Raw genomic sequence first — 18,887 nt, 5'->3', positions numbered from 1 at the left:
ATCCTCACCGTTCGTCATCGTCGGGGCCGCCGGACGCGGCGGCTTCGAGTTCGCTCAGCACCTGGTCCTCCACCAGGTCGGCCAGGTCGGCCACGGTGCGGGAGACCAGCACGTCGCGGGGGGTGAGCGTGACGCCGAAGGCATCGTTGGCGCGGGAGGCGATCAGCAGGGCCCGCACGGAGTCGCCGCCGAGCAGGAAGAAGTCGTCGGTGACGCCGACGGCGGTGCCCAGGGTGTCGGCCCAGATCGCGGCGACCGCCTCCTCGGTGGGCGTGCGGGGTGCCACCCGCTCGGCGGGGCCCGGTTCGACCGGCCGGGGTGCGGGCAGCGCGGCGCGGTCGGTCTTGCCGCCGGGGGTGAGCGGGAAGCGGTCGAGGACGGCGAAGGCGGTGGGGACCATGTGGCCGGGCAGTGAGCGGGCGGCCAGCGCCCGCAGTTCCGCACCGGTCGGTGGCTCGCCGGGCGAGGCGAGCACGTGGGCGACCAGCCGGGGCAGTCCGGGCTCGTCCTCGCGGATGCTCACCACCGCGTCCAGCACCGCGGGGTGGCGCACCAGGACGGCCTCGACCTCGCCCGCCTCGATCCGGTGGCCGCGCAGCTTGAGCTGGTGGTCGGTGCGGCCCAGGAAGTGCAGTTCGCCCCGGTGGTCGCGGCACACCAGGTCGCCGGTGCGGTACATCCGGCTGCCGGGCGGTCCGTACGGGTCGGCGGTGAACCGGGCGGCGGTCAGTCCGGGCCGGCCGAGGTAGCCGCGGGCCAACCCGGGCCCGCTCAGCCACAGTTCGCCCGGCGTGCCGTCGGGCACCGGCCGCAGCCGGGCGTCCAGGACGCGGGCTCCGGTGCCGGGCAGCGGGCGGCCGATCGGCGGTGCGGCGCCGTCCGCCGTCAGCGGCGCGGACCAGGTGGCGACCACGGTGGCCTCGGTCGGGCCGTAGGAGTTGACCATGCGGTGGTGCGGGGCCCAGCGGGCGACCAGCTCGGGGCCGCAGGCCTCGGCGCCGACGATCAGGGTCCTGAGGTCCGGCAGCGTCCCGGGGGTGTCGGCGGGCAGGGTGGCCAGGGCGGCGGGCGGCAGCAGGGTGTGGGTGATCCGCTCGGCGCGCAGCAGGCCGGCGAGCCGGTCGCCGAGCAGCGGCCCGGGGGCGGGCACCACCAGGCGGGCGCCGTGCGGCAGGGCCAGGCAGAGTTCCAGCACGGAGGCGTCGAAGCTGGGGGTGGCGAAGGCCAGCACCCGGTCGCCGGGGGCGATCCGGTAGTGGGCGGCCTCGGCGGCGGCGAAGGCGGCCAGGCCGCGGTGGGTGAGCACGACGCCCTTGGGGGTGCCGGTGGAGCCGGAGGTGTAGATGACGTAGGCGGGGTCGTCGAGGTCGAGCGGGCGGGTCCGGTCGGTGTCGGTGGGGCGGTGCTCGGGGCCGCCGTCCGGTCCGGCGGCGAGCAGGGCGGCGGTCTCCTTGGCGTCCAGGGTGAGCGCGGGGGCCGCGTCGCGCAGCATCGCCTCCACCCGCTCGTCCGGGTAGGCGGGGTCGACGGGGAGGAAGGCGGCACCGGTCTTGGCCACGGCGAGTTCGGCGAGCAGCATGTCCGCCGAGCGCGGCAGCAGCAGGGCGACCAGGGTGCCGGGTCCGGCGCCGCGGGCGATCAGCCGGTGCGCCAACCGGTTGGCGTGGGCCTCAAGTTGGGCGTAGGTCAGCTCCGAGCCGTCGGCGCTCAGGGCCACCGCGTCCGGCCTGCGGTCGACGGCGGCCTCGACCAGGGCGGGCAGGGTGGCCGGGGTGACCGGGTCGAGGGCCGGGCGGGCCGGCCCGTGCAGCAGCCTCCGCCGTTCCCGGGGCGGCAGCAGGTCGAGGTCGTCCAGCCTGGCGGCGCCGTCGCTGCCGGCCAGCGCGGTGAGGATGTGCAGCAGTTGGTCGGCCAGGCTCTCGGCGGTCGCGCGGTCGAGGTGGCGGGGGTCGTGGCCGAGCTCCACGGCGAGCCGCTCGCCCGGCGAGACGACCACGGTGAGCGGGTAGTTGGTGGCCTCCCGGGCGTCCAGGTCGCGGATCCGCAGCCCGTGGGCGCCGGCCGAGGCCGCGCTGACGGGGTAGTTCTCCAGCACCACCAGGCTGTCGAACAGCGGTGTGCCGGGCGGGAGTTCGCTCAGCGCCCGGATCGCGGCGAGCGGCAGGTGCTCGAACCGGCGGTCCTCGGCCCGCTCCTCCTGGAGGCCGCGCAGCCAGTCGGCGCAGGGCCGGGTGCCGTCCACGGTGACCAGGGCGGGCAGGGTGGTGATGAACAGGCCGACGATGTCGTCCGCGCCGGCCAGGTCGGCGGGGCGCCCGGAGACGGTGGTGCCGAAGCACACCCGGGCGTCGCCGCTGCGGTGGGCGAGCAGCAGTGCCCAGGCGCCCTGCACCAGGGTGTTGAGGGTGAGCCGGTGGCGGCGGGCGAAGGCCTGGAGCAGCGCCGTGTCGGCCGCGGTCAGCCGGTGCGAGAGCCACTGCCCGGAGCGGGCGGTGTCGCCGGGGGCGGGCCTGCGGTGGTAGGGCAGGGCGGTGGGCGCGGTGAGGCCCGCCAGGGCGGTGCGCCAGTGCTCGGCGGCGGCGCCGGTGTCGCGGGCCGCGAGCCAGCTCACGTAGTCCGCGAAGGGGCGGCGTTCGGGCAGCTCCGGCGCCCGCCCGGCGAGGAGTGCGGCGTGCGCGGCCAGCACGTCGGCGAGCACGTGGAAGACGCTCCAGCCGTCCAGCAGCACGTGGTGGAAGGTCCACACCACCCGGATGCTGTCCGGCCCGAGCCGGACCAGGTCGAGCCGGAGCAGCGGGGCGCGGTCCAGCGCCATCGGGCGGGAGCGCCGGTCGGCGAGCAGCGCCTCCAGCCGCCGGGTGCGCTCGCGCTCGGTGTGCCCGCTCCAGTCGTGCCGGGTGACCGGCAGGGTGGCGTGCCGGTGCACCAGTTGCAGCGGGACGGGCACGTCGTGGAGGGCGACGGCGGTGCGCAGCACGGGCGTGCGGTCGACGACCAGCTGCCAGGCGGCGGCCAGCGGCTCCGGGTCGCGGGCGCCGTCCAGCACGAAGGTGAGCTGCTCGACGTACAGGCCGTGTTCGGCCTCGTCCAGGCCGTGCAGCACCATGCCGGTCTGGGTGGGGGTGAGCGGCTGGATCCCGGTCACCTCCCGTCCGGTGCCGACCAGCCGGTCGACGGCGGCCTGGTCCAGCGGGGCGAGCGGGAAGTCGGACGGGGTGCGGCCGCCGGCGCCGGGTTCGGCGCAGTGGCGGACGATCTCCCGCAGTTCGTCGAGGAGTTCGGCGGCGAGCCGGTCGACGGTGGCCCGGTGGTGCCGTTCGCGGGAGTAGGACCAGGTGAACTCCAGCCGCCCGTCCGCCACCCGGCCGAGCACGTCGAGCAGGTGGGGGCGCCGGGCGGTGCGGTCGAGCCCGCCGGTGAGCGCGCCGTACGGGGTGTGCAGCAGGCCGCCGGGGGCGGGCGTCCAGTCCTGCCGGCCCAGGTAGTTGAAGCCGAGCTGCGGGGTTCCGGCGAGGCCGGGGGCCTTGCGCAGGTGGCGCAGGGCGCCGTGGCCGAGGCCGCCGTGCGGGACGGCGCGCAGGTTCTCCTTGACGGCCTTGAGCACGGTGCCGGTGTCGGCGGCCCGGGGGACGTCCAGGGTGACGGGGTACATCGTGGTGAACCAGCCGACGGTGCGGGAGAGGTCGACGCCGTCGAGGAGTTCCGCCCGGCCGTGGCCCTCCAGGGCGACGCTCACCCGGTCGCGTCCGGTCCAGCGGGCCAGCACCCGGCCGAGGGCGCAGAGCAGTACGTCGTCGATCCGGGTGCGGTAGGCCGCGGGGACGTCCTGGAGCAGTCGGGCAGTCCGCTCGGCGTCCAGGGCGACGGTCAGCGACTCCTCGACGGCGGCGGTGTCGGCGCCGTCCAGGTCGGTCGGCAGGACGGCCCCGGCCTCGCCCTCCGGGCTTTGCCAGTGGGCGAGTTCGCCGTCGAAGCCGCCGGCGGCGGTGTGTGCGGCGAGCCGTTCGGCCCAGGCGCGGAAGGAGGTGGTCTTGGGGCCGAGGTCGGGCCGCTGCCCCGCGCGCAGGGCGCGGTGGGCGGTGTCCAGGTCCTCCAGGATCAGCCGCCAGGACACCGCGTCCACCACCAGGTGGTGCGCGGCCAGCAGCAGGACGGGGTGGGGTTCGTCGGCGAGGTGGCAGAGGGCGGCGCGCAGCAGCGGTCCGGCGGCCAGGTCGAAGCCCTCGGTCAGCTCCCGGCGCAGCGCCTCGAACTCCGGTGCACCCGGCAGGTGGTGGGTGCGCAGCTCCGGGTCCGGCCCGGGCGCGCTGCCGTACTGCCGCCACCCGCCGTCCGGCCGGCGCCGGTAGCGCAGCCGGAGCGCGTCGTGCTGCGCCAGGACGGCGGCCAGCGCCGCCCGGAGCAGGTGTTCGTCGGTGTCGGGGGCGAGCCGGAAGGCGAGCGACTGGGTGAGCCGGGCCGGGTCCCCGTCGAGGGTGTCGAACAGCCAGTGCTGGACGGGGGTGAGCGGGGCGTCGCCGGTCACCGGGCCCTGTTCGGCGGTGCCGCCCGGGTTCGGCGACTTCTCGGCGGCGCGGGCGAGTTCGGCCAGGGTCTGGTGGGCGAACAGGTGGCGGGGGGTCAGGGCGAGGCCGGCCCGGCGGGCGGCGGAGACGATCCGGATGCCCAGGATGGAGTCGCCGCCGAGGGCGAAGTAGTTGTCGTCGGCGCCGACTTCGGGCACGCCGAGGACCTCGGACCAGATCGCGGCGAGGGTGCGTTCGGCGGCGGTGCGGGGCGGCCGCGCGGCGGCGTCGGCCGGGGCGTGCCACTGCGGTACGGGCAGGGCGCGCCGGTCCAGTTTGCCGGTGGCTCCGAGCGGCAGCCGCTCCAGCGGCACCACGAGGGCGGGCACCAGGTGGTCGGGCAGGCTCCGGCCGAGGAAGTCCCGCCACTCGACGGGGTCGGGCAGCCGGCCGTCGCGGGGGACGGCGTAGCCGACCAGCCGCTTGTGGCCGTCCTGTTCGACCACCCGGGCGGCGGCCGCCGCCACCTCCGGGTGGCGGGCCAACGCGGCTTCCAGCTCGCCGAGTTCGATCCGGAAGCCGCGCACCTTGACCTGGTCGTCGGCGCGGCCGAGGTAGCGCAGTCGGCCGTCGGCACCCCAGCGCACCAGGTCGCCGGTGCGGTACATCCGGGCGCCGGCCGGGCCGAAGGGGTCGGGCAGGAAACGGGCGGCGGTGAGGCCGGGGCGGCGCAGGTAGCCGCGGGCCACGCCGGTGCCGGCCAGGTACAGCTCCCCGGGGGCGCCGACCGGCACCGGGCGCAGCCGCCCGTCCAGCACGTAGGCCCGGGCGCCGCCGGCCGGGCGGCCGATCGGCGGGTCGCGGTCGGGGTCGGCGGGATCGGCGGGACGAGCGGGGTCGGCCGGGTCGGCGGGGTCGCAGACGGCGGCGGTGGCGTAGACGGTGACCTCGGTGGGGCCGTAGACGTTGAGGACCCGGCAGCCGGGGACGGCCTCCCGGACCAGGCGTACGGTGCGGGCGGGCAGCGCCTCGCCGGCCAGCACCACGGTGTCGGCGGTGAGGCGGACGGCGTTCCCGGCCAGCAGTCCGCCGAGGGCGGAGGGCACCGCGCTGACCAGCCCGGCCCGCCGGGGCCCGGAGCCCTCGGTGAGGGCGAGGAGGTCCCGGACGAGCTCCACGCAGCCGCCGGCGAGCAGCGGCGAGAAGATCTCGAACACCGAGACGTCGAAGTTGAGCGAGGTGGCGGCCAGCACGTGGTCCAGGCCGCGGCCGGTGAACTCCCTTGCCGCCCAGTCGGTCAGGGCCAGCACGGAGGCCTGGGCGACCACCACGCCCTTGGGGCGGCCGGTGGAGCCGGAGGTGTGGATGACGTAGGCCGGGTGCCCGGGCAGCAGCGGGGCGGATCGTTCCTGCACGTCCAGCGCCTCGGCGGGCGCGGCGGCGAGCCGGGTGGCGCAGTCCGGGTCGTCGAGCAGGATCCGGGTGAACCCGCCCGCGGGGAGGCGCCGCCCGGCGCCGGAGTCGGTGATCACGGCCTCGGGCCGGACGTCCTCGAACAGGTACGCGATCCGCTCGGCCGGGTACCCGGGGTCGACCGGGAGGTAGCCGGCGCCGCTCTTGAGCACCGCCAGCAGGGCCACCACCAGCTCCGCGGTGCGGGGCAGCGCGAGCGCGACGAAGCGCTCGGGGCCGGCCCCGGCCGCGATCAGCAGCCGGGCCAGCCGGTTGGAGCGCTCGTCCAGCTCCCGGTAGCTCAGCACGGTGCCGCCGGAGCGGACGGCCGGGGCGTCGGGGGTGCGGGCGGCCTGCCGGGCGAAGGCCTCGGGCAGGGTGCGCTCCGGTGGCTCGACCACCGCGCCGCCGAGGCGTCGGACCAGCTCGCGGCCCGACTCCGGTGCCAGCAGGGGCAGTTCGGCGGCGGTCCGGTCGAGGCCCGCCGCCAACCCGGCCAGCAGCGTGCGCAGGCTCGCCCCGAGGCCCTCGACGGTCGCGGTGTCGAAGGCGGCCGGGTCGTGGTCGAGGTCGATCACGACCGAATCGCCGGGGGCGACCACCACGCTGAGCGGGTAGCTGGTCGGCTCCTGGACGCTCTCGGTCTCCACCGCCAGGCCGTGCCGGCTCAGCGCACCGGCGTCGAAGGGGTAGTTCTCGAAGACCACGATGCTCTCGAACAGGGCTGTCCCGCCGGGCAGTTCGCTCCAGTTCTGGAGCTGCGCCAGCGAGACGGAGTCGTACCGGCGGGCCTCCGACTGGGCGCCCTGCAGCGCGTGCAGCCACTCCCGCAGCGGGCGGCGCTCGTCGATCCGCGCCCGGGTCGGCAGCGCGTTGATGAACAGCCCCACCATCGAGGTGACGCCGGGGAGTTCGGCGGGCCGCCCGGAGACGACGGTGCCGAACACCACGTCGTCCCCGCCGCCGTAGCGGGAGAGCAGCAGCGCCCAGGCGCCCTGGAGGACGGTGTTGACGGTCAGCCCGGCCTGCCGGGCGGTGTCGCGCAGCCGCTCGGAGAGTTCGGCGCCGAGGCCGATCCGCACCTTGGCACCGGAGCTCGCCCGGTGGGCCCCGGCGGGGCGCCGGTCCCGGGGCAGTTCGGTGGGCGCGGGGAAGCCGGCCAGGGTGTCGCGCCAGTACCGTTCGGCCCGCGCCCCGTCCTGGGCGGCGAGCCAGCGCAGGTGGTCGGCGAAGGGGGCGCGTTCGACGAGCTGCGGCGGCCGGCCCTCGGTCAGCGCGGCGTAGCGCTCGCAGACCTCGTCGAAGACCTGGGCCGCGCTCCAGCCGTCGAGCAGCACGTGGTGGAAGGTCCACACCACCCGCACCCGGTCGGCGCCCAGCCGGACCAGGGAGAGCCGCAGCAGCGGCCCGGTGGCCAGGTCGATCCCGGCCTCCCGGTCGGCGGCGAGCAGCCGGGCGGTGTCCCGGGCGACCCGCTCGGCGGGCCGGTCCGACCAGTCGTGGTGGGCGATCGGCAGGGCCGCCCGCCGCCGCACGACCTGGACCGGCTCGGCGGTGTCCTGCCAGCTGAGCCGGGTGCGCAGCACCGGGTTGGCGTCCGCGGTCCGCTGCCAGGCCTCGGCGAGCGCCCCCGGGTCGGTGACCCCGGTGAGCACCAGCTGCACCTGGTTGACGTAGGTGCGCCCGGCCGGCTCCAGCAGGCTGTGGAACAGCATGCCCGCCTGCATCGGCGTCAGCGGGAGGACGTCGGCGACCTCGCGCCCGTCCCCGACGATCCGGTCCACCGCCGCCTGGTCCAGCCGGGCCAGCGGGAAGTCGGCGGGGGTGCGCCCGCCGGCGCCCGGTTCGGCGCAGTGCGCGAGGATCCCCTCCAGCGCGCGCAGCATCGCCTCGGCCAGGGCGGTGACGGTGTCCGCGCGGTGCCGGCCGGCGCCGTAGTACCAGGCGATCTCCAGCTCCTCGCCCTCGACCCGGGCGACCACGTCCAGCAGGTGGGGCCGCTCGGTGCCGGGCGCCTCCGAACCGCCCAGGCCGCCGGGGACGGCGCGCACCAGGGCGGCGCCCTCGGCGGACCAGTCGAAGCGGCCGAGGTAGTTGAAGCTGATGCCGGGCGCGGGGGCGTCGGCGAGTCCGCCGTCGGGCGCCAGGTGGCGCAGCGCGCCGTAGCCGAGGCCGTGGTCCGGCACCGCGCGCAGCTGCTCCTTGACGGACTTGAGCGCGGCGCCCCAGTCCCCGCCGGGGGCGTCGGGGACGTCCAGGGCGACGGGGTACAGCGAGGTGAACCAGCCGACCGTACGGGACAGGTCGACGCCCTCGAACAGGCCGTCCTCCCGGCCGTGGCCCTCCAGGCCGATCGCCACCGTGCGCCGCCCGGTCCAGTCCGCCAGCACCCGGCCGAGCGCGGTGAGCAGCACGTCGTCGATCCGGGTGCGGTAGACGGCGGGCACCTGGCGCAGCAGCCGGTCGGTGCGTTCGCGGTCCAACCGGACGGTCACCGAGCGCAGTTCGGCGGCGGTGTCGGCGCCCTCGCCGCCCACCGGCAGCGGGGCGGCGCACGCCCGGGCGGCCTCGGCCCAGTGGGCGCGCTGCCCGGCGAAGCCGCCGGACTCGGCGCGGGCGCGCAGCAGGCGGGCCCACTCCCGGACGGAGGTGGTGCGGGCGGGCAGCCGCAGCGGGCGGCCCTCGACGGCCTGCCGGTAGGCGGTCTCCAGGTCCTCCAGCAGCACCCGCCAGGAGACGCCGTCGACCACCAGGTGGTGGACGACGAGCAGCAGCCGGGCCGGGCCGGCGGTGCCGGGCCGGAACAGCCGGGCGGTGAGCAGCGGGCCGGTGTCCAGCCGGAAGCCGGCCTGGGCGGCCGCGGTCACGGCCGCCTCCTCGTCCCGGTGGTGGACCGTCAGCAGCTCGGGGGCGGTGGTGTCGGCGGGTTCGCAGTGCTGCTGCCAGGTGCCGTCCGGGCCGGGGGTGAAGCGGCAGCGCAGGGCGTCGTGGTGCGCCCGGAGGGCGGCCAGGGCACGGCGCAGGGCGTCCTGGTCGACCGTGCCGGGCGTCTCCACCACCACGGACTGGTTGAAGTGGTGGGCCTCGGCCGGGGCGGCGTCGAGGAACCAGTGCTGGATGGGGGTCAGGCCGACCTCGCCGCCGACCGGTTCGGTGCCGACCACGGTCACGGTGGTGCCGGCGGCCGCGGCCAGCGCGGCGACGGTGGGGTGCCGGAAGAGGTCGCGCGGGGAGAGCGCGAGGCCGGCGGCGCGGGCGCGGGAGACCACCTGGATGCTGAGGATGGAGTCGCCGCCGAGCAGGAAGAAGTCGTCGTCGAGGCCGACCCGCTCGACCCCGAGCAGCTCCGCCCAGATCCCGGCCAGGGCGCGTTCGGCGTCGGTGCGCGGGGCGCGGTGGGCGGCGCCGCCGGCCGGGGCGCGGTCGGGGGCGGGCAGCCGGCGGCGGTCGACCTTGCCGTTGGCGGTCAGCGGGAGTGCGGGGACCGTGACGAAGGCGGTGGGCAGCATGTAGTCGGGCAGCTCGGCGGCCAGGTGGGCGCGCAGGGCGGCGGCGGTGGGGGGTTCGGCGTTCGCGGCGGTATCGGCGGTATCGGCATGCTCGGCGCTCTCGGCGCTCTCGGCGCTCTCGGTGAGCACCAGGTGGGCGACCAGCCGCTTGCGCCCGCTGCCGTCCTGGTGCAGGCCGACCACGGCCTCGGCGACGGCCGGGTGGGCGGTCAGCCGGGCCTCGATCTCGGCGGGTTCGATCCGGAACCCGCGGATCTTGATCTGGTCGTCCGCGCGGCCGACGAACTCCAGGTCGCCGTCCTCGCTCCAGCGCACGGTGTCCCCGGTGCGGTACATCCGGCCGCCGGGCGGGCCGTACGGGTCGGCGAGGTAGCGGGCGGCGGTCTCCCCCGGCCGCCCGGTGTAGCCCCGGGCGAGGCCGGCCCCGGCCAGGTACAACTCGCCGGTGGTGCCCGGGGGTTGTGGCTGGAGCGCGCCGTCCAGGACGTACGCCCGGGTGTTGTCCAGCGGGCGGCCGATCGGCAGCACGGCGGGCAGCGGGTCGCCGGTGCGGAAGGCCCGGCGGGTGGCGAAGGTGGTGGTCTCGGTCGGGCCGTAGACGTCGACCACGGTGAGTCCGGGGCAGGCCTCCAGCACCCGGCGCACCACGGCGCCCGGCACCGCCTCGCCGCCGGTCCACACCTCGCGGGCGCCGCGCAGGCAGCCCGGGTCCTCCTGGGCGAGCACCCGGAACAGGCCGATGGTCAGGAACAGGCAGCGCACGCCCTGTTCGGTGACGGCGCGGCGGACCACGGCGGCGTCCACGTCCCCGGGCGGGGCCAGGACGGCGGTGCCGCCGCGCAGCAGCGGCACCCACAGCTCGTAGGTGGAGGCGTCGAAGGCGTGCGGGGAGTGCACCAGCACCCGGTCGTGCCCGGCGAAGGCGCCGTCCAGGGCGAGCGCGGCGACGTCCCGGCGGCGCACGGCGACGCCCTTGGGGGTGCCGGTGGAGCCGGAGGTGAACATCAGGTACTGGAGGTGGTCGGGGTGGACGGGCGCCGGCTCGAAGCGCTCCGGCTCCGGGCCGGCCGGGCCGCCGTCGACCAGCAGCACCCGCTCGTCCGGGCGCAGTCCGGCCGCGGTGCCGGCCCGGTCGGCGTCGGTGAGCAGCAGGTCCGCACCGGCCGCGGTGAGCATCCCGTGCAGCCGCTCGCGCGGGGCCCGGCCGTCCAGCGGGACGTACACCCCGCCGGTGCGGACCAACGCCAGCTGGGCGACGACCAGGGCGACGGAACGATCCATCAGGACCCCGACCGGACGCTCCGGGCCGACCCCGAGCGCCGCCAGCCGGGCGGCCAGGGCGGCCGCGCGGGCGTCGAGTTCGCGGTAGCTCAGGCGCTCCTCGCCCGCTTCCAGGGCGACCGCCCCGGGCGACCGCCGCACCTGCTCGGCGAACAGCTCGGCGACGTCCCGCTCCGGCCGCTCGACCGCGGTGGCGTTCCAGTCGACCAGGACCTTCCGGCGCTCCCCCGCGGACAGCAGCGGGATCCGCGCGGGCGGGCGGTCGGCGCCCTCGGGCAGCGCGGTCAGCAGGGCGGTGAGCTGCCGGGCGGTGCGCCGGATCGTGCCGGGGTCGAACAGCCGCGGGTCGTAGCACAGCCGCAGGGACAGCTCCGGCCCCGGGTGGGCCAGCAGGGCGAGCGGGTAGTTGGTGGTCTCGATCCCGTCCAGCTCGCGCAGCCGCAGGCCGTGGGCGGCCGCCGCGCCGTCGTCGACCGGGTAGTTCTCGAAGACCACGATGCTGTCGAACAGGGCGGCCTGCTCGGGGAGTCCGGTGGCCGCCCGGAGCCGGGTGAGCGGCAGGAAGCCGTGCCGGCGGTCCTCGCTCTGCTCCCGCTGGAGCCCGCGCAGCCAGTCCAGCAGGGTGCCGTCGGCGGGCACCGCGGTCCGGGTGGGCAGGGTGGTGATGAACAGCCCGGTCATCGACTCCACCCCGGGCAGCTCGGGCGGGCGGCCCGAGGAGGTGGTGCCGAACAGCACGTCGCCGCGGTGCGCGCCGCGGCCGAGCAGGATCGCCCAGGCGCCCTGGACCAGGGTGTTCAGGGTCAGGCCGGCGCCGCGGGCCAGCTCCTCCAGGGCCCGGGTCGCGGCGGCGGGCAGGGTGAACGGCAGGGCCCGGCTGGACTCGGCGCGGTGGCTGCCGCGCGGCTCGCGGTCGTAGGGCAGCGGGGTCGGCTCGGTGACCCCGGCCAGCCGGGTGCGCCAGTGCCGCTCCGCCTCGGCGGTGTCGCGCCCGGCCAGCCAGGCGAGGTAGTCACGGTAGGGGCGGCGGTCGGGGACGGTGCCGGGCGGGACGGTGCCGAACGGTGCGCCTCCCTCCGGGCCGGACCGGGCCAGGGCGGCGTGGGCCGCGAAGACGTCCGTGAGCACCTGGAACAGGCTCCAGCCGTCCAGCACCAGGTGGTGGAAGGACCACAGCACCCGCACCCGGTCCTCACCGAGCCTGATCAGCGCCAGCCGCTGGAGCGGGGCCCGGTCGAGGTCGAGGCCGCGGGCCCGGTCGCGGTCCAGCAGGTCGGCCAGCCGCGTGGCGCGCTCGGGCTCGGGGACCTCGCGCCAGTCCAGTTCGGTGACCGGCAGCTCCGCCCGGCGGTGCACCACCAGCAGCGGCTCGGGGACGTCCTGCCAGCGGACCCGGGCGCGCAGCACCTCGGTCCGGTCGGAGACCCACTGCCAGGCCGCGGCCAGCCGGCCGGGGTCGGGCACGCCGTCCAGGACGAAGTCCAGCTGCTGGAAGTAGGCGCCGCCGCCGTCGTCCGCGAGGTCGTGGAAGAGCATGCCGGCCTGGGTGGGCGTCAGCGGGAGGACGTCCGCGACCGCACCCGGGTCCTCGCCGGTGATCCGGTCCACGGCCGCCTGGTCGAGCCGGGCCAGCGGGAAGTCGGACGGGGTCCGCCCGGCGGCGCCGGGGCTGACCGCGAAGCGGGCGAGGTCGGCGAGCTCCTCGGCATAGCGCCGGGCGAGCGCCTCGACGGTGGCCCGCCGGTGCCGGGGTTCGGCGTAGTGGAAGGTGAACTCCAGCGCCTCGTCGACGAGTCGGCCGACGATCTCCAGGGGGTGCGGGCGCTCGACCCCCGGGTCGGCGTCCAGCTCCAGCGGGCGGAAGGTGCCGCGCAGCAGCCCGGCCCCGTCGTCCGCACGGTCGTCACCGCTGCCACCTCCGCCCGAAACATCCATCCGGCCCAGGTAGTTGAAGCTGATCCGGGCGGTGGGCGCGGCCGGTGCCGTGCCGGGGCGGCCCAGGTGGCGCAGGGCGTCGAAGCCGAGCCCGCGCCGGGGGACGGCCCGCAGCTGCTCCTTGACCTGCTTGAGCACGGCGTCCCAGCCGGCCTCGGACGGCACGGCCAGCGCGACCGGGTGCCGGGTGGTGAACCAGCCGACGGTGCGGCCGAGTTCGAGCTCGGCGAAGAGCTCCTCGCGCCCGTGCCCCTCCACGTCCACCAGCACCTGCGCCGGCCCGCCCGCCCCGCGCAGCGCCCGCCCGAGGGCGGACAGCAGCACGTCGTTGGCCCGGGTGCGGTAGGTCTCGGGCAGGGTGCGCAGCAGGGCGGCGGTGGCGGCGGGGTCGAGCCGTACGGTCACCGAGCGGGCCGAGGCGTAGTCGTCGGGGGCCGTCCGGTCCTCGGCCGGGAAGGGCTCGGGGTCCTGGCCGTGCGCGGACGGCGAGGGGAGGGCGTGCGCCCAATACTCCGTCTCGTCCTCGAAGCCTCCTGCGGCGGCGAACCCGGCCAACCGCTCGGCCCACTGCCGCAGCGGGGTGGACTTCGGCGGCAGGGCGGCCGCGCCGTCCCGGCCCGCGCGGCGGGCCCGGTAGGCGGTGTCGAGGTCCTCCAGCAGCACCCGCCAGGACACCCCGTCGACCACCAGGTGGTGGACGGCGAGGTGCAGCACGGGCGGCCGCCCGGCGCCCCGGTCGTGCAGTACGGCGCGCAGCAGCGGGCGGTGCCCGGCGCCGTGCAGCGCGAACGGACCGAAGTGGGGGGTGTCACCGTCCGGCCCGGCGTGCCGGCCCAGCCGTAGCCGGGGCGTGCGCTCCTCGACCCGCCAGTGCGCGGCATCCGCCCCACCGGCCGTCACGAACGAGGACCGCAGGGCGTCGTGGTGCGCGACCAGGTCGTTCAGCGCCTCCTCCAGCGCCGCCGGATCCACCTCCGCGGGCAGCAGCAGTGACAGCGCCTGGTTGAAGTGCCCGGCCCGGCCGGCGGAACGTTCCAGCCACCAGCGCTGGATCGGGGTCGGCACCGCCGTCCCGGTGGCGGCCACCGGGGCGACGGCGGCGGGCCGTTCGGCCGCGTCCGCGCAGCGGGCCAGCGCGGCGACGGTCTGGTGCCGGTAGAGGTCCCGGGAGGTCAGCGGCAGGCCCTCCTGCCGGGCCCGGGCGACCACCTGGATGCCGAGGATGGAATCGCCGCCGAGGTCGAAGAAGTTGTCGTCCGCGCCGACCCGCTCCAGCCGCAGCACGTCCGTCCAGATGGCGGCGAGCGCCTGCTCGGCGGGGGTGCGGGGGGCGACGTGGCGGACGGTCCGGGCGAGCGGCCCCGGGTCGGGCAGCCGGCCGCGGTCGAGCTTCCCGTTGGGGTTGAGCGGCAGGGCGGGCAGCAGGACGACGACCGCGGGCACCAGGTGGTCCGGCAGGGTCAGCGCGAGCGCGCGCCGCACCGCCTCGGGCTCCACCCCGCCCGCCGGGCCCGGCACCACGTAGCCGACCAGGCGCCGGTGGCCGCCGCTCTCCGCGACGGCGGCGGCCGCCTCGACCACGCCGGGGCAGCGCCGCAGCGCCTCCTCCACCTCGCCCAGTTCGATCCGGAAGCCGCGGACCTTGACCTGCTGGTCGATCCGGCCGAGGTACTCCAGGTCCCCGTCGGCGTTCCACCGCACCAGGTCCCCGGTGCGGTACATCCGCGTCCCGGGCCCGCCGTACGGGTCGGCCACGAAGCGGGCCGCGGTCAGCCCGCCGCGCCCCAGGTAGCCGCGGGCCAGGCCGCCCCCGCCGAGGTACAACTCGCCGACCACTCCCGGGGGTTGCGGGCGCAGCCCGGCGTCCAGGACGTACGCCCTGGTCAGTCCCAGCGGGCGGCCGATCGGCGGCGCCCGGTCCGGCAGCCGGTCACCGGCGAACCAGGCGGTGGCGTAGACGGTGGCCTCGGTGGGGCCGTAGAGGTTGGCGACGGCGCTGCCGGGCAGGGCCCGCCGCAGGTCGCGCACCGCGCGGGCGGAGAGCGCCTCGCCGGCCAGCACCACGGTGTCCGGGGCGACCGGGGCGGTGCCCCCGGCGATCAGCCGGGAGAGCGCCGAGGGCACGCCGCTGAGCAGGCCGACCGGGCGCGGGCCCCCGGCGTCGGCCTCGGCCTCGGCTCCGGCCTCGGCTCCGGCCTCGGCTCCGGCCTCGGCGAGGACGGTGAGGTCCGCGACCACCTCGACGGACCCGCCCACCAGCAGCGGGCAGAGCAGTTCGAAGACCGAAACGTCGAAGCTGAGCGAGGTCGCGGCGACCACGTGCGCCAGCCCGTCGGCCCCGAACCGCTCCGCCGCCCAGTCCGCGAGCGCGGCGACGCTGCGGTGGGTGACCACGACGCCCTTGGGGCGGCCGGTCGAGCCGGAGGTGTGGATGACGTACGCGGGGTGGTCCGGCAGCAGCGGGCCGAGCCGGTCGGCGTCGGTCAGGTCGGCGTCAACCCCTGAGGTGTCGGATCCTGAGGTGTCGGCCCCTGAGGCGTCAACCCCTGAGGCGTCGGCCCCGGGAGCGGCGGCGCAGTCCTCCAGCAGCAGCACCGGGCACCCCCCGGGCAGCGCGGCCGCCGTCTCCCGGGTGGCGAGGACCAGCGCGGGCCGGGCGTCCGCCAGCAGCAGCCGGATCCGCTCGGCCGGGTACGCCGGGTCCACCGGCAGGTACGCCGCACCGGATTTCAGCACCGCCCACACCGCCGCCGGCAGTTCCGCCGAGCGCGGCAGGCAGAGCGCGACCAGCCGCTCCGGGCCCGCGCCCCGGGAGACCAGCAGCCGGGCGAGCCGGTTGGCGCGCCGGTTCACCTCCGCGTAGTCCAGCCGCACCGGTCCGTGCACCACGGCGGTCCGCCCGGGGGCCTCGGCGGCCCTCGCCTCGAACAGGGCGGGCAGGACGGCGCCCGGCGCCCCGGCCCGGCCGGTGGCCGGCGGGTTCCAGGAGTCGAGCAGGGTGCGCTGCTCCTCCTCGGAGAGCATCGGCAGTTCGTCGAGGACGCGCTGCGGACCGTCCGCCATGCCGGCCAGCAGGCGGTGCAGGTGCCGGCTCATCCGGGCCACCGTGCGCCCGTCGTACAGGTCGGTGCTGTACTCGACGGTCAGCGTGCAGCCGCCGGCCCCGTCGGGGGTGAACTCCAGCACCAGGTCGAACCGGGCGGCCGGGCGGGGCAGCGGGTGGTCGGCGAAGTGCAGGCCGCCGGCGGTGGCCGGGGCGGTGGGGCTCTGCTGGACGACCAGCACCTGCACCAGCGGGGTCCGGCTCGGGTCCCGGGGCGGGGCGAGTTCCTCGACCACCCGGTCGAACGGCGCGGCGGCGTGCGCGAAGGCGTCCAGCAGCACGGCGCGCAGGTCCTCCACGTACCGGTCGACGGTGGCCTTGCCGTCCACGTCGGCGCGCAGCACCACGGTGTTGACGAAGAAGCCGGTGACGTCCTCCAGCTCCCGCCGGTCGCGCCCGGTGGTGACGGTGCCGAAGGCGACGTCCCGTTGGCCGGAGTAGCGCGAGAACAGCAGCGCGGACGCCCCGGCGAACAGGGTGAACAGGGTGGTGCCGCGGCCCGTCGCGAGGTTCCGCAGCCGGGCCACCAGTTCGGCCGGGAGGTGGTGGCGGTGCGCCGCCCCGGCGGTGCCGCGCAGCGCGGGCCGGGGCCGGTCGGTGGGCAGTTGGAGCGGCTGGAGGTCCGCCAGGCAGCGCTTCCAGTGGGCGAGGTCGGCGGTTGGGTCCGTGCCCCGGCGGTGCTGCTCCCAGTGCGCGAAGTCGGGGTACTGGAGGGCGGGTTCGGGCAGCCCGTCCGGTGCGCCGGTGGCCTCGGCCCGGTAGAGCGCGGCGAGGTCGCGGGTGAGCACGGCGACCGAGCGGCCGTCGGTGACGATGTGGTGCTGGCCGAGCAGCAGCAGGTGGTCCTCGGCGGCGAGCCGGACCAGCAGCGCCCGGGTGAGCGGTCCCTGCGCCAGGTCGTACGGGCGGCCGAGCTCCTCGGTCAGCAGCCGTTCGGCGGCCGCCGTGCGCTCCTCGGCGGGCAGCGCGGCCAGGTCGGCGGTGCGCAGCGGCAGTTCGGCCGTCCCGGCGACGTGCTGGACGAGCCGGCCGTCGAGGGTGGCGAAGGTGGTGCGCAGCGCGTCGTGGCGGCCGGCCAGCCGGTGCAGGGCGCGGCGCAGCGCCTCGACGTCGGGCACCCCGCGCAGCCGCAGCGCCGCGCCGGTGTTGTACTCGGTGCCGCCGGCGTCGAGGTCGTCGAGGAACCAGAGCCGGCGCTGGGCGCTGGAGGCGGGCAGCGGACCGCCGCGCGGGGCGGGCGGGATCGGCTCCGGCGCCGCGTCCGCCGGCCGGTCGTCCAGCAGCCGGGCCAGGGCGGCGACGGTGCGGGCGGTGAAGACGTCCCGGAGGGTGAGCCGGGCGCCGAGCCGCTCGGCGATCCGGGCCAGGGTGCGGGCGGCGAGGATCGAGTCGCCGCCCAGCTCGAAGAAGTCCTCGCCGACGCCGACCGCGTCGAGGCCGAGGGCCTCCGCCCAGATGGCGGCGAGGGCGCGTTCCCGGCCGGTGCGCGGGGCGAGCGGTTCGGCGGTGTCGGGGCGGGCGGGGGCGGGCAGGGCGCGCTGGTCGACCTTGAGCTGCGGGGTGAGCGGCAGGGCGGGCAGGACGACCACGGCGGAGGGCACCAGGTGGGCCGGCAGGGCCGCGGCCAGGGCGGACCGCAGGCCGGCCGGGTCGGGGGCGTGCTGCGGGTCGGCGGGGGTGGCGTAGCCGACCAGCCGGGTCCGGCCCGGCTCGTCCTCCCGGACCACCACGACGGCCTGGTCGACGGCCGGGTGGGCGCGCAGCGCGGCCTCGATCTCGCCCGGTTCGATCCGGAAGCCGCGGACCTTCACCTGCCGGTCGAGCCGGCCGAGGAACTCCAGCTGTCCGTCGGCGGTCCACCGGGCGCGGTCGCCGGTGCGGTAGAGCCGGGCGCCGGGCGGCCCGAAGGGGTCGGGCAGGAAACGCGCGGCGGTCAGGCCGGGGCGGCCCAGGTAGCCGCGGGCCACGCCCTCGCCGCCGAGGTACAGCTCGCCGTCGGTGCCGGCCGGCCGGGGGCGCATCCGTTCGTCGAGCACGTACGCCCGGGCGTGCGGCAGCGCCGCGCCGATACTCGGGGTGCCGCTGCCGGCGGCGAGCGGTCCGGTCCAGGTGGCGACGATGGTGGCCTCGGTCGGGCCGTAGGAGTTGATCATGCGGCGGCCGGGTGCCCAGCGGTCGACCAGCTCGGCGGGGCAGGCCTCGGCGCCGACGATCAGGGTGCGCAGGTGGCGCCCGGCCCCGGCGGGCACGGTGGCCAGCGCGGCGGGCGGGACGAGCGCGTGGGTGATCCGGTGCTCGTCCAGCACCGCGGCGAGCTCCGCGCCCAGCCAGGGGCCGTCCGGCGGGACGACCAGGGTGGCACCGGCCAGGACGGAGATGAACAGTTCCAGCACGGAGGCGTCGAAGCTGGGCGAGGAGAACTGCAGCACCCGGTCGCCGGGGCGCACCGCGTAGCGCTCGACGGCCGCGGCGGTGAACCCGGCGATGCCCCGGTGGGTGACCACCACGCCCTTGGGGGTCCCGGTGGAGCCCGAGGTGTAGATGACGTACGCCGCGTGGTCGGTGCCGGGCCCGGCGGCTGCGGCTCCGGCTTCGGCTTCCACGGCTCCTTCTGTTTCCGCCTCCAGCGCCGCGGCGACCCGGTCCGGGTCGTCCAGCACCACGGCGGGCGCGGCGTCGGCGAGCATCAGCGCCCGCCGCTCGGCCGGGTAGTCCGGGTCCACCGGCAGGAAGGCGGCGCCGGAGCGGGCGACGGCCAGCTCGGCGGCGACCAGTTCCATCGAGCGCGGCAGGACCAGCGCCACCGTGCGGTCCGTGCCCGCGCCGCGCCGTCTCAGCGCGCGGGCCAGCCGGTCGACCCGGTCGGACAGCTCCCGGTAGCTCCAGGTGCGCGAGCCGTCGGTCAGCGCCGGGGCGTGCGGCGCCTCGGCCACCCGGGCGGCGAACAGCCCGTCGAGGGTACGGCCCGCCGGGCGCGGGTCGGTGACGCCGTCCGGCGCCCCGGCGGTGTCGCGGGCCGAGGGCGGGGCGGACGGACGCACGGGCTGGGCGGGCCACTCGGCCATGGCGGGAGGTCCTTCCGGACGGGGAGGAGGCTGCGCG

1 protein-coding gene is annotated in these 18,887 nt (G+C 77.5%); it reads right to left on the bottom strand.

The window, feature by feature from the left end:
* Positions 1-4 precede the first annotated feature (4 nt).
* Complete coding sequence (locus ACFXPX_RS06200; protein ID WP_380639760.1) at positions 5-18,850, bottom strand: non-ribosomal peptide synthase/polyketide synthase; 18,846 nt, start codon at positions 18,848-18,850, stop codon at positions 5-7.
* Between the last annotated feature and the right edge of the window lie 37 nt (positions 18,851-18,887).

This window comes from Kitasatospora sp. NPDC059146 (assembly GCF_042786665.1).
In the GTDB taxonomy this organism is placed as follows: domain Bacteria; phylum Actinomycetota; class Actinomycetes; order Streptomycetales; family Streptomycetaceae; genus Kitasatospora.
The sequence above is the reverse complement of the archived record's forward strand: the minus strand, read 5'-3'. Positions and strand labels throughout refer to the sequence as shown.

What these genes read in the sequence shown, in the direction of transcription:
- ACFXPX_RS06200 (WP_380639760.1), bottom strand. Translation starts at nt 18,850, where the DNA reads ATGGCCGAGTGGCCCGCCCAGCCCGTGCGTCCGTCCGCCCCGCCCTCG.